Source organism: Paenirhizobium selenitireducens ATCC BAA-1503 (genome assembly GCF_000518785.1).
Classification (GTDB): Bacteria; Pseudomonadota; Alphaproteobacteria; order Rhizobiales; family Rhizobiaceae; genus Allorhizobium; species Allorhizobium selenitireducens.
The window spans coordinates 26789-52184 of record NZ_JAEG01000008.1; the positions used below are offsets into that span (position 1 = coordinate 26789).

The following is a 25396-nucleotide window of genomic DNA, read 5'->3' on the forward strand; positions in this document are numbered from 1 at the left end:
ACGTATTGAGGAACCGCACATGATCGCCATTTCCAACGACACGCAATATTCCACCTCGCCGATGCGCACCGGCCGGACGGCCGACGCGGGCGGCGACGGTTTTTCCCAGGCGCTGCTGTCCTATGGCGGCGGCTCGACCTTCTCGCTCGAGGATGAGAACAGCGTGTCCTACGACACGTCGATCGACGAGGAAGAGCGCACGGAGGCGAAGGACCTGCTCGCGGAATTCTCCAAGTGGGCGCACATGGACGTCGCCGAGATGATCCGCGCCAAATATCTCGAGGACAAGGGGCTGACCGAGGAATCGCTGGCGGCGATGGATCCCGAGGCCCGCAAGGCCATCGAGGAGGAGATCGCCGAACGCATCAAGAACCAGCTGGGCGTCGACAAGGGGGCTACCTCCGGCGAGGTCACGGAACTCGACCAGGCTGACGCCGAGATCTGACGGCGCCGGGCCCAGCCGGGTCCAATCCGTCAGCGGCCGCGGCCGCGCTTTCCGGTGGTCTGCTGGTCTTCGAAAAGGGCCGCGAGCTGCTCGGTCATCGCGCCGGCCAGCTCGTCTGCATCGACGATCGTCACGGCCTTGCGATAATAACGCGTCACGTCGTGGCCGATGCCGATCGCCAGGAGTTCGACCGGCGAACGCGTCTCGATCTGTTCGATCACGGCGCGCAGGTGCCGTTCGAGGTAATTGCCCGGATTGACCGACAGCGTCGAATCGTCGACAGGCGCGCCGTCGGAAATCATCATCATGATCTTGCGCTGCTCGGAGCGGGCCATGAGGCGGCCATGCGCCCACATCAGCGCCTCGCCGTCGATGTTTTCCTTTAGCAGGCCTTCGCGCATCATCAGGCCGAGATTGCGGCGGGAGCGCCGCCAGGGCGCGTCGGCCGACTTGTAGATGATGTGGCGCAGGTCGTTGAGACGGCCGGGCGTCGGCGGCTTGCCGCCGGCCAGCCACTTCTCTCTGGACTGACCGCCCTTCCACGCCTTGGTGGTGAAACCGAGAATCTCGACCTTGACGCCGCAACGCTCCAGCGTGCGGGCGAGAATATCGGCGCAGGTGGCGGCAACCGTGATCGGCCGACCGCGCATGGAACCGGAATTGTCGATCACCAGCGTTACCACCGTGTCGCGGAACTTGGTATCCTTCTCCTTCTTGAAGGAGAGCGGCTGCATCGGATCGATCACCAGACGCGTCAGGCGCGCCGGGTCGAGATAGCCTTCTTCCAGGTCGAATTCCCAGGAGCGGTTCTGCTGCGCCATCAGGCGGCGCTGCATGCGGTTGGCGAGGCGCCCGACCGCGCCCTGCAGATGGGCCAACTGCTTGTCGAGGAAGGCGCGCAGGCGCTCCAGCTCGGCTTCGTCGCAAAGCTCTTCCGCCGTGACGATCTCGTCGAATTCCTGGGTAAAGATCTTGTAGTCGACCTTTTCGTTGAAGTCGTCGAACGGGCTTGCCGGCCGGCGCATCTCACCGGGCGTCTCGCTGTCGTCCTCGCCCTCTTCCGTCATGTCGTCGTCGGAGATCTCGGCGCCGTCCATCTCGCCGTCGTCCATCTGCTCCTGCGAGGCTTCGCTCTCCTCGGCGGGAGCCTGTTCGGAACCGGCCTCCTCCTCGGCGCTTTCCTGGTCTTCCTCGTTGGAGCGCGGCTGGTCCTCGTCGGTCGAGCTTTCGTCCTCGCTCTCCTCGGTGTCATCACCGACATCCTCGGCCATTTCCATGGCGGACAGCATGTGGCGGATCACCCGGGCGAAGGCCTGCTGGTCGTTGATCGCCGACGGCAGGTTGTCGAGATCGGCACCGGCCTTCTGCTCGATGAAGGGACGCCACAGGTCGAGCACCTTGCCGGCCGATTCGGGCGGCTTCTCGCCGGTCAGCTTCTCGCGCACCAGCATGGCGACGGCTTCCTGGATCGGCGCGTCTTCCTGGCGGTTGATGCCGGAGAAATTCGCCTTGGCGTATTTCTCCGCATGCATGGCGTTCATGTTGTCGGCCATGCCGCTCATCCTGAGCGCGCCGATCGATTCGACCCGCGCCTGCTCGACGGCGTCGAACACCAAGCGCGCATCGGCGCCCTGCGGCGCCATGGTCGCATGGACCTTCTGGTCGTGGCAGGCGATGCGCAAGGCCATGGAATCGCCGAGCCCTCGCGTCACCGCGAGTTCATGGGCGGTCGGCTTCTTCGACAGTTCGGGCAGGCGCACGCGCTCGCCGGCAAGGCCGGGCCTCTCGTTGGCGAACACCACCTCGACGTCGGCGCTTCCCGCAACCGAGCGCACGCAGCCGGTTATCGCCCGCCGAAGCGGTTCAACGTCGGGGCCCAAACCGGGCTTTGCTCTCGTATTGTCGCCGCGACCTGCCATCTTGATCGCCCTCTCAGGCGCTCAGGACGATGTTGGCAGCGCTTTCCTTCAGCTCGACGCCGAAGGCCCGCTGATACTGTTCGGCCACCAGCGTGCGCTCGAGTTCGTCGCACTTGTTGAGGAAGGTGACGCGGAAGGCGAAGGCGACATCACCGAAGATCTCGGCATTTTCCGCCCAGGTGATGACGGTACGCGGGCTCATCACGGTCGACAGGTCGCCGTTGACGAAGGCGGAACGCGTCAGATCGGCCAGCCGGACCATGCGCGAAACGGTGTCACGGCCCTGCTCGGTCTGATTGAAGCTCTTCACCTTGGCGAGAACGATGTCGACTTCCTTCTCGTGCGGCAGGTAGTTCAGCGTCGTGACGATCGACCAGCGGTCCATCTGCGCCTGGTTGATCTGCTGCGTGCCGTGATAGAGGCCCGTGGTATCGCCAAGCCCGACCGTGTTGGCGGTCGCGAAGATGCGGAAGGCGGGGTGCGGACGGATGACGCGGCTCTGGTCGAGAAGCGTCAGGCGGCCGGAACTCTCCAGCACGCGCTGGATGACGAACATCACGTCCGGTCGGCCGGCGTCGTATTCGTCGAAGACGAGCGCGACATTGTGCTGGTAGGCCCAGGGCAGGATGCCGTCCTTGAATTCGGTGATCTGCTTGCCGTCCTTCAGGACGATCGCGTCCTTGCCGACGAGGTCGATACGGCTGACATGGCTGTCGAGGTTGACGCGCACGCACGGCCAGTTGAGGCGCGCGGCGACCTGCTCGATATGGGTCGACTTGCCGGTGCCGTGGAAGCCGGAGACCATGACGCGGCGGTTATGAGCGAAACCGGCGAGGATGGCGAGCGTCGTGTCCCGGTCGAAGAGATAGTCCGGATCGAGATCGGGCACGTAGGCGTCACCCTTGCTGTAGGCCGGGACGCGCAGATCGCTGTCGATGCCGAAAACCTCGCGCACCGACACGGTGGTGTCGGGGAGATTGGAAATATCAAGTTCAATTTTGCTCATCGTCTCTCCATGCCGGGCGCCACCGACCGGCCTTCCAAATAAAGCGCGCTGCAAGCACCTTCGATTAACAGAAACCCGCCTGCTTTAACAATTGATACGCCTGAATGACAGCGCGAAAACGCTCTTCCGAACCCCTGTCTCCGCCATTTGCATCCGGGTGGTGTTTTTTTACAAGCTCCTTGTAGCGGCTCTTGATTTCCTGGGCGCTACAATTCGCCGCAAGCCCGAGCGTGTCGAGTGCCTTGGCCTCCAGGCTCTTCAGCTTGCGGGCCTGCGGCTGGGTTCGGCCGCCGCCGCCCTGCTTGACGAAGCCGAAGGGATCCTTGATGCGGGCCTGCGAAGCGGCCGATCCGGAACGCGCGGTCGAATGCAGCGGGCTCGACTTCGCCGCCTTGTTGACGCCGACCGTCCAGGTGGGGCGATGGCCGGTGACCGCCTCCTTCTGGTAGCGGGCGATCTCGGTGTCGGACAGGCCGGAGAAATAATTGTAGCCCTTGTTGTATTCCTTCACGTGCTCGAAGCAGAACAGGAAGAACTGCCCCTCGGCGTTGCGGCCGACGGGTGCGCGATGCACGCCAGGCTTCTCGCAGCCGTCCCACTGACAGGTCGGCGCGGCTTTCTCCGGTTCCGGCTCGCGCTTGCGGCGCGTGCGGATCCGGTCGAAGTATTTTGAGTCGAGTTTCATCTATTGATTATGGTGCCTCCGGCAACCGACAACAAGAATTGACAAATGGGATTGTTCTGGGCTTTGTGAGGCTTTGCCCGGCCGGCTGAGCGCCAAGGAATGCCATGTCTGTACGCACCAGAATTGAGGCGAAACTGCGTGAGGCCTTTGCGCCAGAACGCCTTTTCGTCATTGATGAAAGCAGCCATCATGCCGGTCACCAACCGGGTTTCGACGGTGCGGAAGGAAGCCACATGCGCGTGCGCATCGTGGCCGCGGCGTTCACCGGCATGACGCGCCTGGCGCGCCACAGGGCGATCACGGAATTGCTGCAGCCGGAGATCGACGAAGGCCTGCATGCGCTGGCGATCGAACCCGCAGCACCGGGCGAAGAGACCCGCTGGTAGGCTTTTCGTGCCGTAGGGAAGCGTTGTTGCCTATCACATGGTCCGCAAGCGCCCCGCTGTCAAGCCGAGGCCGCGCCGCCTGGCGCGTTCCCGGCTAGTTCGGTTTGGCGGCGGCTTCCTCGGCCGGACGGATACGCAGCTTGGTGATGCGGTTCTTTTCGCGCTTCATCACGATGAAGCGCTTGCCGTAGAAAGTGAAGGCCTGGCGCTCCTCGGGGATCGACTTCGACTCGTGGATGACGAGGCCGGCGATCGTCGTCGCCTCCTCGTCCGGCAGGCTCCAGTCGAGCGCCCGGTTGAGGTCGCGGATTGGCACGGCGCCATCGACGACGATCGAGCCGTCGGCCTCCTGGCGCACACCCTGGATTTCGAGATCGTGCTCGTCGGAAATGTCACCGACGATCTCCTCGATAATATCCTCGAGGGTCACCAGACCCTGCACTTCGCCATATTCATCGACCACGACGGCGAAATGCATCTTGCGCCGCAGGAAGGCGGCGAGCTGGTCCTTGAGATTGGTCGTATCCGGCACGAACCACGGCTTCTGGGCGATCTTGACCAGGTCGAGATTGCCCGGCTGGACATCGGGCTCGGCCAGCGCCCGCAGCAGGTCCTTGGCATGGACCACGCCGATGATGTTGTCGGTGGACCCGCGCCAGAGCGGCATGCGGGTATAGGGGCTTTCGAGCACGGCGCGCACCGCCACCTCCGGCGGCTCGTCGGCATTGACGGCCCGCATGGCGGTGCGATGGATCATGATGTCCGAGACTTCCAGCTCGCCGAGATCGAGCACCCCGCCGAGACGGTCGCGGTCGGCCTTGTCGAGATGCGTGTCGCGATGCACAAGCTGGAGGGCCTCCTCGAGATCGTCATAGCCTGACAGACCGAGCGTCCGTTGCGACAGCCGGACGCCGGAGAAGCGGAGAAGGCCCCGGATCACCGCATTGACGATACGCGACAGCAAACCCCTTTCGGACGTCATTGGGCCCGCATGTCCTCCAGGAAGGTGAAGACTTCCGAGGCGGGCACGTCGTCGGCGACGAAGGACTGGCCGATGCCGCGGGTGAGAATGAAGGTGAGCTTGCCGCCCTTGACCTTCTTGTCCTGGCCGATCGCCTCCATCAGGAAATCAGTCGAGGGCAGTTCTCCCGGAATCTCGTCCATCGACGTCGGCAGGCCGACCGCTTTCAGGTGCGCTTCGACGCGGGCGACGTCTTCGACGCCGAGCAGATTGAGGCGGTTGGAGAAGCGGTGCGCCAGCACCATGCCGATCGAGACGCCCTCGCCATGCACGAGACGCTTGCTGTCATACTCGGTCGCCGCCTCCAGCGCGTGGCCGAAGGTGTGGCCGAGATTGAGCAGCGCCCGGCGGCCGTTCTCGCGCTCGTCGGCCGCCACGACATCCGCCTTGGCCTGGCAGCTCGCAGCAATCGCCTCGATGCGCGCGGGCCCGCCGGAGAACACCTCCTGCCAATTGCGTTCCAGCCACTCGAAGAAGTCCGACTTGTCGATCAGGCCGTATTTCGCCACTTCCGCATAGCCCGCCCGGAATTCCCGCGAGCTCAGCGAATTCAGCACATCGGTGTCGGCCAGCACCAGATCCGGCTGGTTGAAGATGCCGACGAGGTTCTTGCCGTGGCGGGTGTTGATGCCGGTCTTGCCGCCGACGGAACTGTCGACCTGCGACAGCAGCGAGGTCGGGACCTGGACGAAGCGCACGCCGCGACGCACGATGCCGGCGGCAAAGCCGGTCAGGTCGCCGATGACGCCGCCGCCGAGCGCGATCACCGCGTCGTTGCGCTCGATACGCGCTTCGAGCAAGAGATCGCAGACCTTGGTCAGGTAGTCGAAGCTCTTGGTCTTTTCGCCCGGCGGAAGCGTCAGCGACACCGCCTCGATGCCATCGGTCTGCAGGCTGTCCATCAATTGATCGAGATAGATCGCGCCGACATTCTCGTCGGTGATGATCGCCGCCTTGCGGCCCTTGATGCGGGTGGAAATCTCCCCACCGGCGCGACCGATCAGGCCGGGGCCGATCAGGATGTCGTAGGCGCGCTCGCCGAGCGGGACGTGCACCAGCCGCTCTTCGCTCTCTGTCTTAGTCATCGTTCTTGCTGCCTTTACCGGTATAGTCGAGAATGGCTTCCATCACTTCCCTGACGATCGTCTCCTTGCGCTCGTCGCGCGACTGGATCGTCATGTCGGCCAGAGCATAGATCGGATAGCGCTGGTTCATCAGGTTTTCCAGCGTCTGCTTGGGGTTTTCGGTCTTCAGCAGGGGCCGGTGGTCGCGCTTGTTGACGCGCTCCCACAGCACGTCGAGATCGGCCTTCAGCCAGAGCGAGATCCCGCCCCGCTCGATCTGCTTGCGGGTCTTCTCGTTGATGAAGGCGCCGCCGCCGGTCGAGATGACCCGCGGGCCGGTGCGCAGCAGCCGCTTGATGACCCGGGTCTCCAGCGCCCGGAATTCCTCCTCGCCATAGGCGGCGAAGAGTTCGCTGATCGTCATGCGCGAGACGCGCTCGATCTCGTTGTCGGTGTCGATGAAGGGCAGTCCGAGCTGGCTCGCGGCCATGCGGCCGATTGCCGACTTGCCGGCACCCATCAAACCGACGAAGACGAGATTGCGCCGTCCCAGCGCCGCCCGCGCGCGTTCGCCCAAGGTGGGGGAAACGGGAAATGTGGTTTCGTTCATCGGCCTGTTCGCATCCGTTTCCCAACGGTATTGACAAATGAACGCCAAGCGTCAAGCCATACGCTGGAATGAATGCGATGGCACCATGCCTTGCAAAGCCTTCGGCGCCGGCCCACATGCGGCGCCGCTTGCAGCCCTTTGGACCAGACAATGCCGACGCTCTTTCGCTTTCTCTTCTTTTGCGCCACGATCGTCGGGATGGTCTATCTGGCAATGTGGTCACTCGTTGTCTTCGTCGAGCCGAGCGAGCGCGACGTGACGGTGCGCATCCCCTCCGAGCAGGTCAATCCGCCGGAAGAGCAAGCCGGCCAGTAGGCAGAGGGAGGAAAGCCGTGGCCGACCTGAGCCAGGCCCGCGTCGAGGCCTTCCTGGAGATGATGAGCGCCGAACGCGGCGCCGCCGCCAATACTCTCTCCTCCTACGAACGCGACCTTAACGATCTCCATTCCTTTCTCAACGCACGCCAGGTGAGCCTCGGCTCTGCCGGGAGCAGCGACCTGTCCGCCTATCTCGGCGATCTCGCCAAACGCGGCTTCCAGCCGACCTCGCAGGCGCGGCGGCTTTCCACCATGCGGCAGTTCTACAAGTTCCTCTATGCCGAGGGACTACGCGGCGACGACCCGACCGCAATCCTCGACTCGCCGAAGAAGGCGCGCCCGCTGCCGAAGTTCCTCAGCATCGACGAGGTCGGCAAGCTGCTGACGCTCGCCGAACAGGAGGCAGACCTGCCAGGCCCGGGGCAATTTTCCCGCATCCGCCTGCTGGCGCTGATCGAGCTTCTCTACGCTACCGGCATGCGGGTGAGCGAACTTGTCGCGCTGCCCGTCAAGGTGCTGACCCAGGAAGGCCGCTTTCTCGTCGTCCGCGGCAAGGGCAACAAGGAACGCCTGGTGCCGCTGTCCAAGGCAGCAATTGCGGCCCTTTCCCGCTACGGCGCCGAGATGGCCGCCGAGCGCGGCGATCGCGAACCAAGCCCCTTCCTGTTTCCTGCCGCCAGCAAGGAGGGCCACCTGCCGCGCCAGGTCTTCGCCCGCGACCTCAAGGATCTGGCGATCCGGGCGGGTCTGCCGGCCGCGAGCGTCTCGCCACACGTGCTGCGTCATGCCTTCGCCAGCCACCTGCTGGCCAACGGCGCCGACCTGCGCGTGGTACAGGAACTGCTCGGCCACAGCGACATTTCAACGACACAAATCTATACGCATGTGCTTGATGAACGCCTGCGGGAGCTGGTGCAGACGCATCACCCTCTTGCAAAAAAGGCCAAAAACCTTGATTAGAGCCGTCAACACCGGTGCCAAGCGCCCGAACGGCATAGGGCAAAACGATCGGAACCCGATTTCATGCATAATTATCTCGACTTCGAAAAGCCAATCTCCGACCTCGAAGCTAAGATCCACGAGCTGAAGAAACTCGCGGAAGAGGACGAGAGCATCGACACGTCCGAGGAAATCGGTCGATTGGAAGCCCGTGCCCGCGAGGCGATGGAAGAGATCTACTCGAAGCTCAATGCCTGGCAGAAGACGCAGGTCGCCCGCCATCCGCAGCGCCCGCACTTCGTCGACTACGCTGCAGAACTGTTCACCGACTTCACGCCGCTCGCCGGCGATCGCAAATTCGCCGAGGATGCCGCGATCCAGGCCGGCCTCGCCCGCTTCCGCGGCCAGCCCGTCGCCGTGATCGGCCAGGAAAAGGGCAACGACACCAAGTCGCGCCTGAAGCACAATTTCGGCAGCCCCCGCCCCGAGGGCTACCGCAAGGCGATCCGCGTCATGGAAATGGCCGACCGCTTCGGCCTGCCGGTCATCACGCTGATCGACACGGCCGGCGCTTATCCGGGCATCGGCGCGGAAGAACGCGGCCAGGCCGAAGCGATCGCCCGCTCGACCGAAATGTGCCTCAACCTGCGCGTCCCGATCGTCTCCGTCGTGCTCGGTGAAGGCGGCTCCGGCGGCGCCATCGCGATCGCAACCGGCAACCGCGTCTACATGCTGGAACACGCGATCTATTCCGTCATCTCGCCGGAAGGTGCGGCATCCATCCTCTGGCGCGATTCCACCCGCGCCAAGGAGGCCGCGACCAACATGAAGATCACGGCGGAGGACCTCAAGGGTCTCGGCGTCATCGATGGCATCATTTCCGAGCCCGTCGGCGGTGCGCATCGCGATCCGCAGGCGGTGATCCAGGCGGCCGGCGACGTGATCGCCACGGCGCTCGGCGAGCTTTCGCCCCGTCCGGGCGACCAGCTGCGCTCGGAGCGGCGGCAGAAGTTCCTCAACATCGGCCGCAATCTCTGAGGCGGGCGCCGGCGCCCGTCACAATGCTGCTGTTTTCACAGGCTATGGCGCGAATCCGTTCGGCTTGAAAAGCGTCCTTGGTTTATGATTTGTGAAGACTGTGATCATAAATTAGAAAGGTCCGCTTTCTGACGAAAGCAGTTTTGCCCTGTTCGAGATGAGCCTTTCGCAATGCGCTTGAAATCGACCGCCCTCGCCCTGACCTTCGCCGCCGCCGTTCTTGCCGGCTGCAATGACACGCTTGACAGCTTCGACCCCGCTTCGGTGTCGAACAAGGTCGAACATCCGCTGCCCTCGAGCATCCTGGCTGAAATGAAGGCCAAGGGCATGGAGCGCACCTCGCCGATCGCCATCCGCATCTTCAAGGAAGAGGGCGTGCTGGAGATCTGGAAGGCGAAGACCAACAATCGCTTCGACAAGATCAAGGAATACCAGATCTGTGCCTGGTCTGGCCGCCTCGGACCCAAGGTGAAGGAAGGCGACCGCCAGGCGCCGGAGGGCTTCTATCCGCTCTCGCCCCACCACCTGAACCCGAATTCCAAATACTATCTCGCGATCAACACGGGCTTTCCGAACCGTTTCGACCAGGCGAACGGCCGCAACGGCACCAACCTGATGATCCACGGCGCCTGCTCGTCTTCGGGCTGCTATTCGATGACGGACGCGCAGATCCTCGAGATTTATGCCTTTGCCCGCGACGCGTTCAAGGGCGGCCAGGAGACCATCCAGCTCCAGGCCTTCCCCTTCCGCATGACTGCGGAGAACATGGCACGCCACAAGCATAGCCCGCACTTTGGCTTCTGGGAGATGCTGAAGGTCGGCTACGACAATTTCGAAGTGACCAAGCGTCCGCCGGACGTGGGCATCTGCGAGAAGAAGTACGTGTTCAACCAGCAGGTCGCGGACGGCAAGAGCCTGAGCCCGACCGCCGCCTGCCCGGCCATGACCACGCCGCCCGCCCTGCAGATGGCGCTGGCCTCCTACAATGCCACCTATTCCAAGGACTATGCCAAGGCCCTGAACAAGTTTGACGGCAAGGTCTGGTATGATCCGACCGAGGCCGAACGCAAGGCAATCGTCGCCGACCAGCGCAAGGGGCATGATCTGGCCTATGCGCCGACGGGCTCGGCGCTGAAGGCCGGCAAGCTGCTGAAGATCGATGAAGTGGCGAATCCGGCGAACCCCGCCCCGGCCGCCACCGCACCGGCCGCCATTGCACGCATCGCTGCCGCGCCGGCGAACCAGTCCACACCCGCAGCCACGCCTGCCGGTCAGGCGGCTCCGGCACCCGTCGCCGCATCGCCTGCCGTCGCGCCGACCGCACCCGCCGGGCAGGCCGCCAGTGTTCCCGTGCCGCAGCCCAACCCGATGGCGGCACCGGCCCCGGTGCAGACCGCCGAAACCGGCAAGAAGCCGTTCTGGAAGTTCTGGCAGAAGCAATGAGCGGCGACGCGCTCTACGACCTCAAGGGGCTGAAATGCCCCTTGCCGGTGCTGAAGACCCGGCGTCGGCTGACGACGATGCAGCGCGGCGAGGAACTGAGCATAGAGACGACCGACCCGCTGGCGGTGATCGACGTTCCGCATTTCTGCAACGAGGACGGCCACGAGCTGCTGGAGACGACGCAACTCGACAACGGCCACCGTTTCCGCATCCGCAAGGGCTGAACGCCCCGGCGTCGCTCCTCACATCTTCATGCCGGGAATGGCGAGCGGATTGTCTTCGAGCGCCGCGCGATCAGGTCTGTCGATCTGCGGCCGTCCGGTAAACGCATCGAACAGCTCGCGGACATAGCTTTCCTCGAGATCGCGCGTGATCAGCACCAGCCGGGTGCGGCGATCCGTGGGGTCCGGCCAGGCCGCAAGGCGAACCGGCGGATGAAAGATCGACTGCACCCCATGCAGCACCAGCGGCCGGTCGGGCCGGTCGGTCAGCGCCACCACGGCCTTCATGCGCAAGAGCTTCTCGCCCTGGCTGGAGCGCAGGATGTCGATGAACATTTCCAGCGCCACCGGATCGATCGGCTGATCGTGCACGATCGAATAGGAGCGTATCCGGTCATCGTGACGATTGGCGTCATGATGATGATGGTCGTGGTGATGGTGCTCATGACCATGGTCATGCCCATCGTGGTCGCAGAGTTCGCAGTGATCGCCATGATCATGATCATGATGATGCGAATGCTCATGCTGATCGGCCGGCGCCTCGTCCTTCAGCCAGCGATTGACATCGGGGATCTTGCTCGTCGGATCATAAAGGCCATTGGCGAGAATGGCGGCGCTGCCGGCTTCGGGTCTGTCGCCGTCGGTGAGCTCCGCGCGCGGATTGAGCAAACGCAGCCGCTCGACGAGAGCGGTTCGGGCGCGCGGATCGGCCAGACTGGCCTTGCTCAGGATCAGCCGGTCGGCCACCGCCACCTGGCGCACCGCCTCGGGATAGGTGTCGAGCGTCGACAAGCCGTGCACCATGTCGACCACGGTGATGACGCCGTCGAGATCGAAGTGCTGCGCGATCGCCGGATGCCCCATCACCGACTGCATGACCGGCGCCGGATCGGCGAGGCCCGTCGTCTCGATGACGATGCGCGACAGCGGCTTGATCTTGCCGGTCTGCATGCCGTCGATCAGCTCGGCCAGCGTGTCCACCAGCTCGCCGCGAACCGTACAGCACAGGCAGCCATCGGCCAGCTCGATGACGGAATCGCTCGACGCCTCGACCAGCATGTGGTCGATGCCGATCTCGCCGAACTCGTTGATGATGACCGCGGCATCGTGCATGGCCGGATCCTTGAGGATCCGGTTGAGCAGCGTCGACTTTCCAGCACCGAGAAAACCGGTGATGATCGACACCGGGATCCGGCCGTTGGCTCCAGACATGGCTTGCTCCAGGATCAGAAGGTCGGGCGGGGCTTCGGGATCGGCACGTTGGCGATCTCGTTGGCGCCAGCTGTCCCCGGCTTCTTCGCCGGCGGCTCGGTTCCCGGGATCAGGCCGGCAAAGACGGTGCGCGGCGGGCGGCCCATTTCGTGGATGTAGGGCGACAGAAGCTTCATCCGGCCGGCTTCGTCGCGGCCTTCGCTGCGCACCTTCCGGGCCTGTGGATTGCAGACTTCCGCGCTGATGTCGGCCACCGTGTCGCGCCCAGCACCATAGGGGGCGAGGCCGTCCAGCCGCGGGCCAGCGCCGCGCGGCGTGGTCAAGGCCCTCTGCAACAACTCGGCCGAGAGGTCGGCCCGGGCCCCGAGGCTGTCGGCACCAAGCACCACAGACACCACCGTGCGGCCGTTGCGGGTCGCCGAGGACACCTGGTTGAAGCCGGAGGCACAGATATAGCCGGTCTTCATGCCGTCGGCACCGTCGAAGCGGCCGACCAGCAGGTTGTAGTTCGGATATTCCTTCTTGCCGGTATTGATGCCCTCGAGAGCGAAATAGCCGGCATATTCGGGGAACTCGCGGCGCAGCGCCACTGCCAGCACCGCGAGGTCGCGCGCCGTCGTATACTGGCCCTTGCCGGGCAAGCCGTTCGGGTTGACGAAGCGGGACGAGGTCATGCCGAGGCTCTGCGCATCGGCATTCATCCGGGCGACGAAATTGTCGAGCGTGCCGCCGACCCGTTCGCCGATGGCGACGGCCACGTCATTCGCCGACTTGACGATCAGGATCTTCAGCGCGCTGTCGAGCGTCAGCTTCGAGCCCGGCTTGTAGTACATCTTGCTCGCCGGCTGAGCGGCGGCCTTCTCGCTCATCACCACGATGCTTTCCAGCGACAGCTCGCCGGAGCGGATCGCCTTGAAGGTGGTATAAGCGGTCATCAGTTTGGTGAGCGAGGCCGGATACCACTTGCGGAAGGCATCCTCGTGGGCGATGACCTGGCCGCTGTTGACGTCAACGACGATTTGCGGATTGGCCAGCGCCAGGTTCGGCAGGCAGGCGGCGATTGCGCAGGCCAGAGCCGCGAAACGGCGGGAGACGCGCGCGTTCGGCGACTTGGCTTTATGGTTCGACGACACGATGAAACCTCTTCGATGCGGATCTGTCTCGCAAAGACCAGATAATTGACCTATGACTGAAAGCAATGGCAAGAGCCATTGAATACGTCAATCTCAAGGCGCAGATTCTGCGCCGGCCTTCACGCGATAGCTGAAATAGACGAGCAGGACAGCAACATGCCGATATTGAACCGCGCCGCCGAACTCCAGGCGGAGGTCAGCGAATGGCGCCGCCATCTCCATGCCAATCCCGAGATTCTCTACGACGTCGAGAACACCGCAGCCTTCGTCGCGGCCAAGCTTGCGGAGTTCGGCGTTGACGAAATCGTGACCGGGATAGGCCGGACCGGGGTGGTGGGCGTGATCAAGGGACGGGGCACCAGCACCCGCGCGATCGGCCTGCGCGCCGACATGGACGCGCTGCCGCTCGAAGAGATCAGCGGCAAGCCCTGGGCGTCGAAGGTGCCGGGCAGGATGCATGCCTGCGGCCATGACGGCCACACCGCCATGCTGCTGGGGGCGGCCAGGCATCTTGCGGAGACGCGCAATTTCAACGGCCGTGTCGTGGTGATCTTCCAGCCGGCGGAAGAAGGGGGGGCCGGGGCGCTCGCCATGGTCCAGGACGGCCTGATGGAGCGCTTTGCCGTCGAGGAAGTCTACGGCATGCACAACATGCCGGGCCAGCCGGTCGGCACCTTCGCGATCCGCAAGGGCGGCATCATGGCCGCGCCCGACAAGTTCTTCATTACCGTCAAGGGACGCGGCAGCCATGCGGCCGAACCGCACAAGGCCATCGATCCGATCGCCATCGGCGCGCAGATCGTCACCAATCTGCAGCTGATCGCCTCACGCAACGCCAATCCGCTGCGCTCCGTGGTGGTCTCGGTCACCCGTTTCAACGCCGGAACGACCCACAACATCATCCCGGAAGAGGCAGCCCTCGCGGGAACCGTGCGCTCGCTCGACGAGGCGGTGCGCGACCTTGCCGAAGCCCGCATCCGCGAGATCGCCCGCGGCATCGCCAGCGCCAACGGCGCGGAAGCCGAAGTGGTCTATGAGCGCGCCTGCCCGGTCACGGTCAATCATCCGGACGAGACGGACCATGCCGCCCGCGCCGCGATGGATGTCGCCGGCAGGGACAAGGTGGACACGGACGTCGATCCGTCGATGGCGGGCGAGGACTTCGCCTTCATGCTGCAGGCCCGCCCCGGCGCCTACATCATGATCGGCCATGGCGATACGCCCGGCCTGCACAACCCGGCCTACGACTTCAACGACGAAGTCCTGTCCTATGGCATCTCCTATTGGGTGCGCCTTGCCGAACAGCGCCTGACCGACTGACCGTGCGGCTCGCCCGCCGGGGCCACCCCGAGGGCAAGCCGCATGCGCCACCGCTCCGGCTTGTCACCCTCGCAAAAACGCTTGGCTTCAAGGTCCGGCTTTTGTATGGAGTTCGGTGAGTGGTCCCGTAGCTCAGCAGGATAGAGCACCAGATTCCTAATCTGGGGGTCGCGCGTTCGAATCGCGCCGGGATCACCATACGGCCATGCACGATAAGGCGCTCCTTTGACCGCCTGGAGCACGCATTCCGCCAAACCTCGAGCATTTCTGCTTTCACCGACTGGACTTGACGCACTCTTGTCACCGGCTCTAGGCTACCAATGATTGCGAAAGCTCGGGGAGGCAGAGCTATGAGTTTGACTTCATTGGTGGCTAGGGCATTGGGAGGAAAACCTGTGGCATTGACTAACGCGGAAGAAATTGCAGGGCCTCAAGAGGTAGTGCCCTCGGCAAGGGCCACGCGGCGTTTGGGTACCTACTTCGATGAATTTTCCAGAGGTATGAATCCATTCGGCCTTGTTCCGACCTTCGGAGTAGCCGACGCCTCGACACCGGCAGCAGACATTGCCGCGCTCTTCGAGAAATTCTCGGTCGTCAAAGTGCGGGGTGTCTACACGCCCCAGGAGAGCGCACAGCTTCACAAGCTCTGCGTCGAGATGTCCAAGCTCAAGCCCATCGACTACCTGAGTGTCTTCAAGGGAACCGCGAAGGGTTTCACCGGCGGATCGCCCGTCCTCAATGACAAACGTTTCTGGCCCTATGCCGCGAACACATACGTGCGTGAGGCGGTGCAGAAGATTCTCGGAAAGAATGCGACCGAATTCGGCAGCTCGGTTGCAGCCCACTACAGCGCGCGCGGCCTGCATCGGGACTATCGTCAGCTTTGCGAAAAGGTCGGTTCCGCCTACCATATCAGCAATCCGCAAAAGCGCATCGTCCGCGTGCTCCACTATTGCGCGCCTGAACACATGCAGGGCGGCATGCTTGGCGTGATCCCCTTCACTCACAATGAGAGGATCTTTGCCGAGCAAGCCAAACGCGTCGGCATCAAGAAGCCGATCGAATGGTTCGATACGCATCGCGAAGAGCTTGTGAAGCTGCACAAGACCAAGGACTTCTCGGCGGTTGACGAGATCGACCGTCATATCGTGTGGGTGGCCACCGACCCCGGCGATGTTCTGATCACCAACTCGGCGATGCTGCATTGTGGCGAGCACATGATGTCGCCGCGCTACTTCTTTGTCTCCACCTATACGGATGTGGACGAAGAGACGCTGCCGATGGCCTCAGCACAGATCAAGACAGACTTGGCGAAGGAATATCACCGCCACCTGCTTGGACTGGGCTTTGGCGGCAGCCAGAAGATCCTGGCCGAAGTCGAGAAAACCAAGAAATGACCGGCCTCGTTTCGCCTCGCTGTGGCGGAGCGAAACGCTTGGCAGGTCAAAGCCGTTGCAGGAGCGGAGGGGCGGTGCAGACCAGCCGCCCTCCGGCTCGTCATCTGGTTTCCGATTTGTCGGGCGCTTGCAGCTTCTCCGTAGCCCGACGCTCATTTCTGCAACGCAGGTAGAGGGGCATATCGTCAAACTCGCCCTGATCGCCCTCGGCAGTCGTTCGATTGCCCGTCAGTTCAATTGAATGGACTTCACCAGCGGTTGAGAGGTTATCCCTGCCCGGTCAGCGGCAGGAAGAAATGCTCGCGGTGATCTGGCGGTCGAGTATCTCGCCGTCGGAGAGCATCCAGAACGCACCGCCGATCAGGCCGGCCCACATCAGTATGGAAATATTGATCGCGACGATCAGCGCCTTCAGCCGGGTGGTCACGCCGTTTCTCCTCAAATCCCCGTGATGAAGACTAGGCGCCGCAGCTTATCCGGCCCTTAAGAAACTGCATAAAATACAAGCGATCGACGCAAAACTGCCTCGCTTCCATACGCTTTCGCTGAACCGAGCCGGGACACGATCCCTAAGTCTCAAATTGATTTACGCGCAAGCAAAAGGGGAGCCGGACAGGCTCCCCTTTCAAATCGCTCCGCCGAAGCGGACCGGCAGCCGTGTACCTCAGGACCCCGATCGGGTCCGGCCACGGCCGGACCCGATCGAGCCCTGGATCAGGCCGCCTTCTTTTCCATAGCAGCCGTGTTGACGGCCGACTCGGCAAGCTTCGAGAGTGCGCCATCGGTTGCCGATTCCTCGGCCAGCGTCTCGTCGAGCAGCTTGGCCGCATCCTTGAGGCCGAGCTGCTTTGCCCAGGCGCTCAGCGTGCCGTAGCGGCTGATCTCGTAGTGTTCGACAGCCTGAGCGGCAGCGAGCAGGCCGGCATCGAGAGCCGGTGCGCCCTTGAATTCTTCCATGATCTCCTCGCCCTCCTCGATGATGCCGTCGATGGCCGGGCAGGTCTTGGCGCGCGGACGCTTGCCGATGATCTCGAACACCTGCTGCAGGCGCTCGATCTGGCCTTCGGTTTCTTCCTTGTGCTTTTCGAAAGCGGCCTTCAGCTTCGGATCCTGGGCGCCGCGAGCCATCTTCGGCAGGGTCTTCAGGATCTTGCGCTCGGCATAGTAGATGTCCTTGAGCGTCTCGTAGAAAAGGTCGTCGAGAGTCTTCTGTGCCATGGGGGTTTCTCCTGGTTGGGAAGGGAATTCACCCCCTCTCAACTAGCTTGCCGGTCGCTTTGTTCCGGCGGTCCGCCGGAATCTGCAACCGGGCTGCGGCCTATTCCTGGCGATGCGGCCGAATGCCCGCCGGCACGCTCAGCGCCCGCAGGGCATTGAGGATCACGGCGACATCGATCAGTTCCTGGAGCAGTGCACCCTGAACGGGAGGCAGATGGCCCAGCGCCGCCGCAACCATGGCAAGCAACGATAGCGACAGCCCGACGGCGACGCTCTGAAGCGCGATGCGCCGTGTCCGTTGCGCGACGAGGAGGGCGGCGGGAAGCCGCGCAAGATGATCGACGAGCAGAACAACATCCGCCGATTCGGATGAGGCGGCAGCCCCGCGAGCGCCCATGGCCACACCGACATCGGCCGCGGCCAGCGCCGGCGCATCATTGACACCGTCGCCGATCATCATCACCGACGCCTTGAGGCCCTCGGCGACGACGACCTCGACCTTTTCCGCGGGGAGAAGATTTCCGATCGCCTCGTCGACGCCGAGAGACAGGCCCGCGGCGCGCACCGCATCGTCATGATCCCCCGAGGCGAGCACGAAGCGGGTGACGCCAGCAGCGCGGAAGGAATCGATCGTCGCATGCGCATCGTCGCGGATCTGGTCCGACAGCAGGATGATGCCGGCAACGACCCCGTCCATACCCACGGCGACGACGGCGGTGCCTGGCGGCAGGTCGCGGCCCAGCGCGTAGGGGTCGCCGGCCGAACACCTGCCGCGGACGAAGTCGCTGCCGCCGACCACCAGCGATCGGCCGTCGATCCTGCCCTCGACACCGGAGCCGGGCGTTTCGACGATATCGGTCGGAGACGACAGGGCCATGCGGCGCGCATGTGCGGACTGCACCAGCGCCTCGGCGCTGACATGGTTCGAGGCCTGGTCCAGCGAAGCGGCAAGCCGCAGCATCTCTTCCGGATCGATCCCGTCGACGGTGCGGATCTCGACGACGCCCGCCTTGCCGCTGGTCATGGTGCCGGTCTTGTCGAGGACGGCGGTGCGCACGCGGGCGAGCCTTTCCAGGGCACCGCCGCTCTTGATCAGGACCCCGAGCGAGGCGGCACGCGACATGCCGGAGATGATCGCCACGGGCACGGCGAGAATGAGCGGACAGGGCGTCGCAACGACAAGGACGGCAAGCGCCCGCAAGGGATCGCCGCTCGCCCACCAGGCGCCGCCGGCAATCAGTACCGTCAGGGCGAGGAACCAGAGCGCATAACGATCCGCCAGCCGCACCATCGGCGCCTTGCTCTGCTGCGCCTGTTCGACAAGCCGCACGATCCCCGCATAGGTGCTGTCGGCAGCGGTGCGCACTACATCGAGATCGAAGGCGGCGCCGATCGAGGTGCCGCCGCTCGGCATGTCGTTGCCGGTAAAGAAACGGGCAGGCATAGCTTCACCGGTCAAGGCCGACATGTCGATATCGGCCCGGCCGCCGGCCAGCCGTCCATCGACGGGCACCACCTCGCCACGACGCACGAGGATGCGTTCGCCGGGCATCAGCGCCTCGATCGGGACTTCCTCCAGTCCCTCCCGGGCATAGCGCATGGCGGTGCGGGCGGTGCGCCCGAGCAGGGCCGTCATTTCTCGCCTTGCGCGGCCCTCGGCGAAGTTCTCAAGCTGCTGGCCACCCGCATACATCAGCGCGACGATATTGCCGGCCAGCGGCTCGCCGAAGGCGAGCGCGGCGCCCATGGAGAGCCCGGCGATGACATCGAGGCCGAAACGCCCCTGCAGCAGCGAGAGGGCGATCTCGACCAAAAGCGCCAGGAGCACGAGCGCCGTGCCGAGGGACCACAGGCCGGAAGCCCATTCCGGCTGCGCGGTGAAATAGGCAATGCCACCCCCGGCCAGCGTCGCCAGCGCGACCAATGCCAGCAAAGGCTGGCCATAGCGCCGCAGACTCCCGACGATACCCTGCATGAAAGACCTCCGAATAGGCACGACGACGGGCGACAGGCCGCAGGATACGAAGCTTGCCGCATTCAGCAATCCCTTGTAGACGCATCTGCGATTGAAGCAATCTTGCGGACAGCCCGAATGACCCTCGACACCCAACCGCCGCGCCGCCTGACGATTCTCGGCTCGACCGGCTCGATCGGCGTCAACACGCTCGACGTGGTCAACCAGCTCGGCGGCCGCGAAGCCTTCGAGATCGGCGCTTTGACCGGCAACGGCAATATCGAGCTTCTTGCCGAGCAGGCCCGCGCCACGGGTGCGAAGCTCGCCGTCACGGCCGACGAAAGCCAGTACATGGCATTGAAGGATGTCCTGTCGGGCAGCGGCATCGACGTGGCGGCCGGCCGCTCCGGTCTCGACGAGGCGGCAAGCCTCGATGCCGACTGGGTGATGGCGGCGATCGTCGGCACGGCGGGTCTGGCCCCCACCCTGACCGCCGCCGCCCGTGGGGCCGACATCGCGCTCGCCAACAAGGAATGCCTGGTTTCGGCCGGCGAACTCTTCGTCGAGGCGGTCAAGGCCGGCGGCGGGCGGCTCATCCCGGTCGACAGCGAGCACAGCGCGATCTTCCAGTGCCTCGACAACACTCAGCGCGCAGCACTGGAGCGGATCATCCTCACCGCGTCCGGCGGCCCCTTCCGCACCTTCACGCGCGAGCAGATGGCGAGCGTCACCGTCGCAACGGCCAGGACCCACCCCAACTGGTCGATGGGCCTGAAGATCTCCGTCGGCAGCGCCTCAATGTTCAACAAGGCCCTCGAAATGATCGAGGCCAAGCATCTCTTCGACGTATCCCCGGAGCAGATCGAGGTCGTGGTGCATCCGCAATCCATCGTGCACTCGATGGTCGGCTATAGCGACGGCTCGGTGATCGCCCAGCTCGGCCCGCCGGACATGCGCACCGCCATCGGTTATGCCCTGACCTATCCGAAACGGCCAAGCCTCAATGTCGAGCGGCTCGACTTCGCCAGGCTGTCCCGTCTCGACTTCGAGGCGCCGGACGAGACGCGCTTCCCGGCGCTCCGGCTCGCCCGCACGGCACTCACCCGTGGCGGCCTGCAGGCGGCGATCATGAATGCCGCCGAGGAGACGGCCTTCAACGCCTTCGTCGAGGAGAAGATCGGCTTCCTCGGCATGGCCGACATCGTGGAGGCGACGATGGACCGCCTGATCGATTGCGGCGCGGCAGGCACGATTGCCGAGGTCTTTGCCGCCGATGCCGAAGCGCGCAAGGTCGCCGGCGAGATCATCGCGGCGCACGAAAAAACCGCCTGACCAGCAGGCGGTTCATTCAATCGACAGATAGAGCGTTTGCTGGCTGGAAGCCCCGCTTCGCCTCAGGCGACGGCGCGGGCCAGCGCGCAGCGCGACCACAACTGGTGCAGGGCGCCGACCAAGTGTTCCAGGTCGCCATCCGAATGCAGCGGCGTCGGCGTGATGCGCAGGCGCTCGGTCTTCTTCGGCACGGTCGGATAGTTGATCGGCTGCACGTAGATGCCGAAATTATCGAGCAGCAGGTCGGAGATCCACTTGCACTTGGCGGCGTCGCCGACCATGACGGGAACGATGTGACTCGGGTTCGGCATATGCGGAATGCCGCGGGCATCGAGCATGGAACGCAGACGACGCACGCGCTCCTGATGGGCGAAGCGCTCCAGCTGGCTGGTCTTCAGATGCCGGATCGAGGCGACGGCACCGGCGGCCAGCGACGGGGGCAGGGCCGTGGTGAAGATGAAGCCCGAAGCAAAGGATCGAACGAAGTCGCAGAGTGCCGCGGAACCGGTGATGTAGCCGCCCATGACACCGAAGGCCTTGCCCAGCGTGCCTTCGATGACCGTCAGGCGGTCCATCAGGCCCTCGCGCTCGGCAATGCCGCCGCCATGGGCACCATACATGCCGACTGCGTGCACTTCGTCGAGATAGGTCATCGCGCCGTACTTGTCGGCGAGATCGCAGATCTCCTTGATCGGCGCGATATCGCCGTCCATCGAATAGACCGATTCGAAGGCGATCATCTTCGGCGCCTTCGGGTCGGCGGCCTTGAGCTTGGCTTCGAGGTCCTTGACGTCGTTGTGCTTCCAGATGACCCGCTCGCATTTCGCATAGCGAATGCCTTCGATCATCGAAGCGTGGTTCAGCGCGTCGGAGAAAATGATCAGGCCGGGGATCTTCTGGCCGAGCGTGCCGAGTGCCGCCCAGTTCGAGATATAGCCCGAGGTGAAGATCAGCGCCGATTCCTTGCCGTGCAGTTCGGCCAGTTCGCGCTCGAGGAGGACGTGGTAGTGGTTGGTGCCAGAGATATTCCGGGTGCCACCGGCACCCGCTCCACAGTGGTCAATGGCGTTTTTCATCGCCTCGATCACTCCGGCATTCTGGCCCATGCCGAGATAGTCGTTGGAACACCAGACGGTGACGTCCTGCTGGCCGTTTTCGGTATAGCGCGTGGCGCGCGGGAAATTGCCCCTCTGTCGCTCAAGATCGGCGAAAACCCGGTAACGTCCTTCTTCGTGAAGACCTTCCAGTTCGCCCTTGAAAAACGCCTCGAAATCCATTTCCCGACTCCAGTCTGTTCAGCCCTTTTTGAGATCCAACGCGCGTTCGGTCAACCCCAGCACTGTAAATTCATTCTAAACTGCGACAAATGGCGCAATTTTTGAATCCTTCCAGTCATTTGCTAGCCGATCCAAATCCTGGCAAACTTGATCTGCGTCAAGCTGCAGAAAAAAGGACGGCCGCAGCCGTCCTTTTTCCGTATGGCGATTCTCCGCTGCCCTCAGGAGGCGGAGACGGCCCGCTTCGCCATCACTTTCACCAGATTGGCGCGATACTCCGCGGTCGCATGCAGATCGGCCATCAGATCGGTCGGATCGATGGAGACGGCAGCCAGCGCGTCCGCGGACCAATTGCCGGCAAGCGCGGCTTCAAGTCCCGGGTGACGGAACACCCCGCCCGAACCGGCTCCGGTGACGGCAACACGAACGCCAGCCGACCCTTTGCTGACGAACACCCCGGTCATGGCGAAACGCGAAGCGGGATTGGCGAACTTGGCGTAACCCGCCCGCTCCGGCGCCGTGAACCTGACGGCCGTGATGATCTCGTCCTCCTCGAGAGCGGTCTCGAACAGGCCGACGAAGAAATCGTCGGCGGTGATCTGCCGGCGATCGGTGACGATGGTCGCGCCGAGCCCGAGCATGGCGGCCGGATAGTCCGCCGCCGGATCGTTGTTGGCGATCGATCCGCCGATCGTACCGAGATGGCGGACATGCGGATCGCCGATCAGCGAGGCGAGATGGCAGATTGCCGGACAGACCGCGCGGATCAGTCCCGATCCGGCGACCTCGGCATGGGTCACGCCCGCGCCGATCGTCACGGTGCGGCCATCCACGGCAATCCCCTTGAGCGAGGGGATGTGCCTGAGATCGATGAGATCCGACGGTTGTGCCAGGCGTTGCTTGAGGGTGGCGACCAAGGTCTGGCCGCCCGCCACGTACTTGCCGTCGGAAGCCCCGGAAAGCAGGCTTCCGGCGTTCTCGACGGAGGAGGCGCGATGATAGCTGGTCGAATAGAGAAACATGCGTCGTCCTCCCGTTACTCTGCAGCCTGCAATGCCGACCAGACGGCAAGCGGCGTTGCAGGCATGTTGAGGTTGTTGGTGCCGATGGCATCGGTGATGGCGTTGATCAGCGCCGGCGGAGAACCGATGGCGCCGGCTTCGCCGCAACCCTTGATGCCGAGCGGATTGCCCGGGCACGGCGTGTTCTGATGCGACAGGCTGAACGACGGCAGGTCGTCGGCACGCGGCATGGCATAGTCCATGTAGCTGGCGGTCAGCAGCTGGCCCGTGGTCGGGTCATAACGCACGCCTTCCAGCAGGGCCTGTCCCACGCCCTGGGCGATGCCGCCATGCACCTGGCCCTCGACGATCATCGGATTGATGATATTGCCGAAGTCGTCGGCGGCGACGAACTGGACGATCGTCGTCTTGCCGGTTTCCGGATCGACCTCGACCTCGGCAATGTAGCAGCCGGCCGGGAAGGTGAAGTTGGACGGATCGTAGAAGGCGCCCTCCTTCAGGCCCGGTTCCATGCCGCCCGGCAGGTTGTGGGCTGTATACGCCGCAAGCGCCACCTGGAACCACGGGAGGGACTTGTCGGTACCGGCGACCTTGAGCTCGCCGTTCTCGATGACGATGTCGCTCTCGTCCGCTTCCATCAGGTGCGCGGCGATCTTCTTCGCCTTGGCCTCGACCTTGTCGAGCGCCTTGACGATCGCCGACATGCCGACGGCGCCCGAGCGGGAACCATAGGTGCCCATGCCCATCTGCACCTTGTCCGTGTCGCCGTGGATGATGGAGACATTGTCGATCGGCACGCCGAGCCGCTCGCAGACCAGCTGGGCGAAGGTCGTCTCATGGCCCTGGCCGTGGCTGTGCGACCCGGTCAGGACTTCGACGGTTCCGACCGCATTGACCCTGACTTCGGCTGATTCCCAAAGGCCGACGCCGGCGCCGAGCGAGCCGACCGCAGCCGACGGCGCGATGCCGCAGGCTTCGATGTAGCAGCTCATGCCGATGCCGCGCTTCATGCCGCGGCCGGCCGCTTCCGCCTTGCGAGCCGGGAAGCCGTTCCAGTCGGCAGCCCCCATCGCCGCTTCGAGCGAGGCTTCGTAATTGCCGGCGTCATAGTTCATGATGACCGGCGTCTGGTAGGGGAAGGTGCGGATGAAGTTTTGCCGGCGCAGTTCCGCCGGAGAAACGCCGAGTTCGCGCGCCGCCGTTTCCATGGTGCGTTCGAGCAGGTAGGTCGCCTCCGGACGACCAGCGCCGCGATAGGCATCGACCGGCACCGTGTTGGTGTAGACGGTGCGGACATTGCAGTGGATCGCCGGGATCGCGTACTGCCCGGAAAGCAGCGTCGCGTAGAGATAGGTCGGCACTGACGAGGAGAACAGCGACATATAGGCGCCGAGATTGGCGATCGTGTCGACCTTCAGCCCGATGACGTTGTTGTCCTTGTCGAAGGCCATCTTGACCTTGGAGACATGGTCGCGGCCATGGGCGTCGGTGAGGAAGGCCTCGGTGCGGTCGGACGTCCACTTGACCGGGACCCCGGTCTTCTTGGAAGCCCAGAGACAGACGATTTCTTCAGGATAGATGTAGATCTTCGAGCCGAAGCCGCCGCCGACATCAGGCGCGATGACGCGCAGCTTGTTTTCCGGCGCCACATTGTAGAAGGCGCTCATGACGAGGCGTGCGACATGCGGGTTCTGCGATGTCGTGTAGCAGGTGTAGTGGTCCTCGGCCGTGTCGTAGATGCCGAGCGTGGCGCGCGGCTCCATCGGGTTGGGCGAGAGGCGGTTGTTGTGGATCTCGATCTCGGTGACGTGGGCGGCCGCGGCGATCGCCCGGTCGGCAGCGGCGCTGTCGCCGATTTCCCAGTCGAAGATCAGGTTGCCCGGCGCTTCCGGATGAAGCTGCGGCGCTCCGGTACCGAGCGCCGTCACGGCTTCGGTCACGACCGGCAGTTCATCATAGTCGACGACCACGGCTTCCGCCGCGTCGCAGGCCTCGCCATAGGTATCCGCAACGACGATGGCGACCGCGTCACCGACATAGCGCACCGTGTCGACCGCGAGCGGACGCCAGGCGCCCATCTTCATCGGCGTGCCGTCCTTGGAATGGATCATCCAGCCGCAGATGATGTTGCCGATGCCGTCGGCCAGCAGCTGCTTGCCGTCCAGCACGTCGATCACGCCAGGCATGGCCTTGGCAGCCGTCGCATCCACGCCCTTGATCTTGGCATGGGCATAGGGCGAACGCACGAAGTAGGCGAATTTCATACCCGGAACGACCATGTCGTCCGTATACCGGCCCTTGCCGGTCAGGAAGCGCTTGTCTTCCTTGCGCGTGACACGCGCCCCGATTCCTTCAACACCCATAGTCTTCTCCTCCAGAGAACAGGGATAGGGGGATATTAGGCAGCAGCCAGTAGGCGGTGGGCAGTCGAATCGCA

At 64.0% G+C, this 25396-nt stretch carries 23 protein-coding genes, 1 tRNA gene and 1 pseudogene; 11 read left to right on the plus strand and 14 right to left on the minus strand.

Features of this window, described 5'->3' with window-relative positions:
- Positions 1-19 precede the first annotated feature (19 nt).
- Positions 20-445 (plus strand): hypothetical protein, encoded by a 426-nt coding sequence (locus tag L867_RS26420; protein ID WP_051438945.1) that lies wholly within the window; start codon positions 20-22, stop codon positions 443-445.
- A 29-nt stretch (positions 446-474) separates the two neighbouring features.
- On the opposite strand, the gene cobT is transcribed toward L867_RS26420, so the two are convergent.
- The 3 genes from cobT to L867_RS0111855 all read right to left on the minus strand — a co-directional run bounded on the left by cobT (position 475) and on the right by L867_RS0111855 (position 4055).
- Positions 475-2364: a cobaltochelatase subunit CobT gene (gene cobT / locus L867_RS0111845; RefSeq protein ID WP_028737085.1), complete on the minus strand. Its 1890-nt coding sequence runs from the start codon at positions 2362-2364 to the stop codon at positions 475-477.
- A 13-nt stretch (positions 2365-2377) separates the two neighbouring features.
- Positions 2378-3370, minus strand: coding sequence for a cobaltochelatase subunit CobS (cobS, locus tag L867_RS0111850; protein ID WP_028737086.1), 993 nt, complete (start codon positions 3368-3370; stop codon positions 2378-2380).
- A 64-nt stretch (positions 3371-3434) separates the two neighbouring features.
- A complete protein-coding gene (locus tag L867_RS0111855; RefSeq protein WP_028737087.1) occupies positions 3435-4055 on the minus strand; it encodes a J domain-containing protein in 621 nt (206 codons plus the stop codon).
- A gap of 104 nt (positions 4056-4159) precedes the next feature.
- Between L867_RS0111855 and L867_RS0111860 the strand changes: the two genes are divergently transcribed.
- On the plus strand, positions 4160-4441 hold the full coding sequence (locus tag L867_RS0111860) for a BolA family protein (protein ID WP_028737088.1): 282 nt from the start codon (positions 4160-4162) through the stop codon (positions 4439-4441).
- Between the two features lie 94 nt (positions 4442-4535).
- On the opposite strand, the pseudogene L867_RS25125 reads toward L867_RS0111860, so the two are convergent.
- From L867_RS25125 to L867_RS0111875, 3 genes and pseudogenes are all read right to left on the minus strand, one after another.
- Positions 4536-5264, minus strand: a pseudogene (locus L867_RS25125) (transporter associated domain-containing protein); the annotation flags it as partial.
- A 155-nt stretch (positions 5265-5419) separates the two neighbouring features.
- On the minus strand, positions 5420-6547 hold the full coding sequence (gene aroB / locus L867_RS0111870; protein WP_028737089.1) for a 3-dehydroquinate synthase: 1128 nt from the start codon (positions 6545-6547) through the stop codon (positions 5420-5422).
- Positions 6540-7136 (minus strand): shikimate kinase, encoded by a 597-nt coding sequence (locus L867_RS0111875; RefSeq protein WP_028737090.1) that lies wholly within the window; start codon positions 7134-7136, stop codon positions 6540-6542. Before L867_RS0111875 ends, aroB begins: the two co-directional genes overlap by 8 nt.
- A gap of 150 nt (positions 7137-7286) precedes the next feature.
- On the opposite strand from L867_RS0111875, the gene L867_RS27695 reads away from it, so the two are divergent.
- From L867_RS27695 to L867_RS0111900, 5 genes are all read left to right on the plus strand, one after another.
- Positions 7287-7451: a hypothetical protein gene (locus L867_RS27695; protein ID WP_028737091.1), complete on the plus strand. Its 165-nt coding sequence runs from the start codon at positions 7287-7289 to the stop codon at positions 7449-7451.
- A gap of 17 nt (positions 7452-7468) precedes the next feature.
- Positions 7469-8413 (plus strand): site-specific tyrosine recombinase XerD, encoded by a 945-nt coding sequence (xerD, locus tag L867_RS0111885; RefSeq protein WP_028737092.1) that lies wholly within the window; start codon positions 7469-7471, stop codon positions 8411-8413.
- A 63-nt stretch (positions 8414-8476) separates the two neighbouring features.
- Complete coding sequence (locus L867_RS0111890) at positions 8477-9430, plus strand: acetyl-CoA carboxylase carboxyltransferase subunit alpha (protein WP_028737093.1); 954 nt, start codon at positions 8477-8479, stop codon at positions 9428-9430.
- Between the two features lie 171 nt (positions 9431-9601).
- Positions 9602-10873: a L,D-transpeptidase family protein gene (locus L867_RS0111895; protein WP_028737094.1), complete on the plus strand. Its 1272-nt coding sequence runs from the start codon at positions 9602-9604 to the stop codon at positions 10871-10873.
- A complete protein-coding gene (locus L867_RS0111900; protein ID WP_028737095.1) occupies positions 10870-11097 on the plus strand; it encodes a sulfurtransferase TusA family protein in 228 nt (75 codons plus the stop codon). The genes L867_RS0111895 and L867_RS0111900 overlap by 4 nt, the downstream gene beginning before the upstream one ends.
- 18 nt (positions 11098-11115) lie before the next feature.
- Here the strand turns inward: L867_RS0111900 and L867_RS0111905 are convergent, their stop codons facing one another.
- The gene (locus tag L867_RS0111905; protein ID WP_028737096.1) at positions 11116-12306 is read right to left on the minus strand and encodes a CobW family GTP-binding protein; all 1191 of its coding nucleotides are present in this window, start codon (positions 12304-12306) and stop codon (positions 11116-11118) included.
- 14 nt (positions 12307-12320) lie between these two features.
- Positions 12321-13439: a D-alanyl-D-alanine carboxypeptidase family protein gene (locus L867_RS0111910; protein ID WP_028737097.1), complete on the minus strand. Its 1119-nt coding sequence runs from the start codon at positions 13437-13439 to the stop codon at positions 12321-12323.
- Positions 13440-13595: 156 nt separating this feature from the next.
- Here L867_RS0111910 and L867_RS0111915 point away from each other — a divergent pair, with 156 nt between their 5' ends.
- From L867_RS0111915 to L867_RS0111925, 3 genes are all read left to right on the plus strand, one after another.
- Positions 13596-14759 carry a M20 aminoacylase family protein gene (locus L867_RS0111915; protein WP_028737098.1) on the plus strand — a complete coding sequence of 388 codons (1164 nt, stop codon included), beginning with the start codon at positions 13596-13598 and terminating at the stop codon, positions 14757-14759.
- 121 nt (positions 14760-14880) lie between these two features.
- Positions 14881-14957, plus strand: a tRNA-Arg gene (locus tag L867_RS0111920).
- 152 nt (positions 14958-15109) lie between these two features.
- Positions 15110-16156 carry a hypothetical protein gene (locus L867_RS0111925; protein WP_146086560.1) on the plus strand — a complete coding sequence of 349 codons (1047 nt, stop codon included), beginning with the start codon at positions 15110-15112 and terminating at the stop codon, positions 16154-16156.
- Between the two features lie 280 nt (positions 16157-16436).
- Here the strand turns inward: L867_RS0111925 and L867_RS27365 are convergent, their stop codons facing one another.
- The 3 genes from L867_RS27365 to L867_RS0111940 all read right to left on the minus strand — a co-directional run bounded on the left by L867_RS27365 (position 16437) and on the right by L867_RS0111940 (position 19349).
- Positions 16437-16583 carry a hypothetical protein gene (locus tag L867_RS27365; protein WP_156951562.1) on the minus strand — a complete coding sequence of 49 codons (147 nt, stop codon included), beginning with the start codon at positions 16581-16583 and terminating at the stop codon, positions 16437-16439.
- 287 nt (positions 16584-16870) lie between these two features.
- On the minus strand, positions 16871-17374 hold the full coding sequence (locus L867_RS0111935; protein WP_028737100.1) for a YciE/YciF ferroxidase family protein: 504 nt from the start codon (positions 17372-17374) through the stop codon (positions 16871-16873).
- 100 nt (positions 17375-17474) lie between these two features.
- Positions 17475-19349 carry a heavy metal translocating P-type ATPase gene (locus L867_RS0111940; protein ID WP_051438946.1) on the minus strand — a complete coding sequence of 625 codons (1875 nt, stop codon included), beginning with the start codon at positions 19347-19349 and terminating at the stop codon, positions 17475-17477.
- A 117-nt stretch (positions 19350-19466) separates the two neighbouring features.
- On the opposite strand from L867_RS0111940, the gene dxr reads away from it, so the two are divergent.
- Positions 19467-20660 (plus strand): 1-deoxy-D-xylulose-5-phosphate reductoisomerase, encoded by a 1194-nt coding sequence (gene dxr, locus L867_RS0111945; protein WP_028737102.1) that lies wholly within the window; start codon positions 19467-19469, stop codon positions 20658-20660.
- Positions 20661-20722: 62 nt separating this feature from the next.
- Here dxr and hemA read toward each other — a convergent pair whose 3' ends face one another.
- From hemA to L867_RS0111960, 3 genes are all read right to left on the minus strand, one after another.
- Positions 20723-21937 carry a 5-aminolevulinate synthase gene (gene hemA / locus L867_RS0111950; RefSeq protein ID WP_028737103.1) on the minus strand — a complete coding sequence of 405 codons (1215 nt, stop codon included), beginning with the start codon at positions 21935-21937 and terminating at the stop codon, positions 20723-20725.
- A 221-nt stretch (positions 21938-22158) separates the two neighbouring features.
- A complete protein-coding gene (locus L867_RS0111955) occupies positions 22159-22959 on the minus strand; it encodes an FAD binding domain-containing protein (protein ID WP_028737104.1) in 801 nt (266 codons plus the stop codon).
- A 14-nt stretch (positions 22960-22973) separates the two neighbouring features.
- Positions 22974-25322 (minus strand): xanthine dehydrogenase family protein molybdopterin-binding subunit, encoded by a 2349-nt coding sequence (locus tag L867_RS0111960; RefSeq protein WP_028737105.1) that lies wholly within the window; start codon positions 25320-25322, stop codon positions 22974-22976.
- Between the last annotated feature and the right edge of the window lie 74 nt (positions 25323-25396).

What these genes read in the sequence shown, in the direction of transcription:
- L867_RS26420 (WP_051438945.1), top strand. Translation starts at nt 20, where the DNA reads ATGATCGCCATTTCCAACGACACGCAATATTCCACCTCGCCGATGCGC.
- cobT (WP_028737085.1), bottom strand. Translation starts at nt 2,364, where the DNA reads ATGGCAGGTCGCGGCGACAATACGAGAGCAAAGCCCGGTTTGGGCCCC.
- cobS (WP_028737086.1), bottom strand. Translation starts at nt 3,370, where the DNA reads ATGAGCAAAATTGAACTTGATATTTCCAATCTCCCCGACACCACCGTG.
- L867_RS0111855 (WP_028737087.1), bottom strand. Translation starts at nt 4,055, where the DNA reads ATGAAACTCGACTCAAAATACTTCGACCGGATCCGCACGCGCCGCAAG.
- L867_RS0111860 (WP_028737088.1), top strand. Translation starts at nt 4,160, where the DNA reads ATGTCTGTACGCACCAGAATTGAGGCGAAACTGCGTGAGGCCTTTGCG.
- aroB (WP_028737089.1), bottom strand. Translation starts at nt 6,547, where the DNA reads ATGACTAAGACAGAGAGCGAAGAGCGGCTGGTGCACGTCCCGCTCGGC.
- L867_RS0111875 (WP_028737090.1), bottom strand. Translation starts at nt 7,136, where the DNA reads ATGAACGAAACCACATTTCCCGTTTCCCCCACCTTGGGCGAACGCGCG.
- L867_RS27695 (WP_028737091.1), top strand. Translation starts at nt 7,287, where the DNA reads ATGCCGACGCTCTTTCGCTTTCTCTTCTTTTGCGCCACGATCGTCGGG.
- L867_RS0111890 (WP_028737093.1), top strand. Translation starts at nt 8,477, where the DNA reads ATGCATAATTATCTCGACTTCGAAAAGCCAATCTCCGACCTCGAAGCT.
- L867_RS0111895 (WP_028737094.1), top strand. Translation starts at nt 9,602, where the DNA reads ATGCGCTTGAAATCGACCGCCCTCGCCCTGACCTTCGCCGCCGCCGTT.
- L867_RS0111900 (WP_028737095.1), top strand. Translation starts at nt 10,870, where the DNA reads ATGAGCGGCGACGCGCTCTACGACCTCAAGGGGCTGAAATGCCCCTTG.
- L867_RS0111905 (WP_028737096.1), bottom strand. Translation starts at nt 12,306, where the DNA reads ATGTCTGGAGCCAACGGCCGGATCCCGGTGTCGATCATCACCGGTTTT.
- L867_RS0111915 (WP_028737098.1), top strand. Translation starts at nt 13,596, where the DNA reads ATGCCGATATTGAACCGCGCCGCCGAACTCCAGGCGGAGGTCAGCGAA.
- L867_RS0111925 (WP_146086560.1), top strand. Translation starts at nt 15,110, where the DNA reads ATGAGTTTGACTTCATTGGTGGCTAGGGCATTGGGAGGAAAACCTGTG.
- L867_RS0111935 (WP_028737100.1), bottom strand. Translation starts at nt 17,374, where the DNA reads ATGGCACAGAAGACTCTCGACGACCTTTTCTACGAGACGCTCAAGGAC.
- L867_RS0111940 (WP_051438946.1), bottom strand. Translation starts at nt 19,349, where the DNA reads ATGCAGGGTATCGTCGGGAGTCTGCGGCGCTATGGCCAGCCTTTGCTG.
- dxr (WP_028737102.1), top strand. Translation starts at nt 19,467, where the DNA reads ATGACCCTCGACACCCAACCGCCGCGCCGCCTGACGATTCTCGGCTCG.
- hemA (WP_028737103.1), bottom strand. Translation starts at nt 21,937, where the DNA reads ATGGATTTCGAGGCGTTTTTCAAGGGCGAACTGGAAGGTCTTCACGAA.
- L867_RS0111955 (WP_028737104.1), bottom strand. Translation starts at nt 22,959, where the DNA reads ATGTTTCTCTATTCGACCAGCTATCATCGCGCCTCCTCCGTCGAGAAC.
- L867_RS0111960 (WP_028737105.1), bottom strand. Translation starts at nt 25,322, where the DNA reads ATGGGTGTTGAAGGAATCGGGGCGCGTGTCACGCGCAAGGAAGACAAG.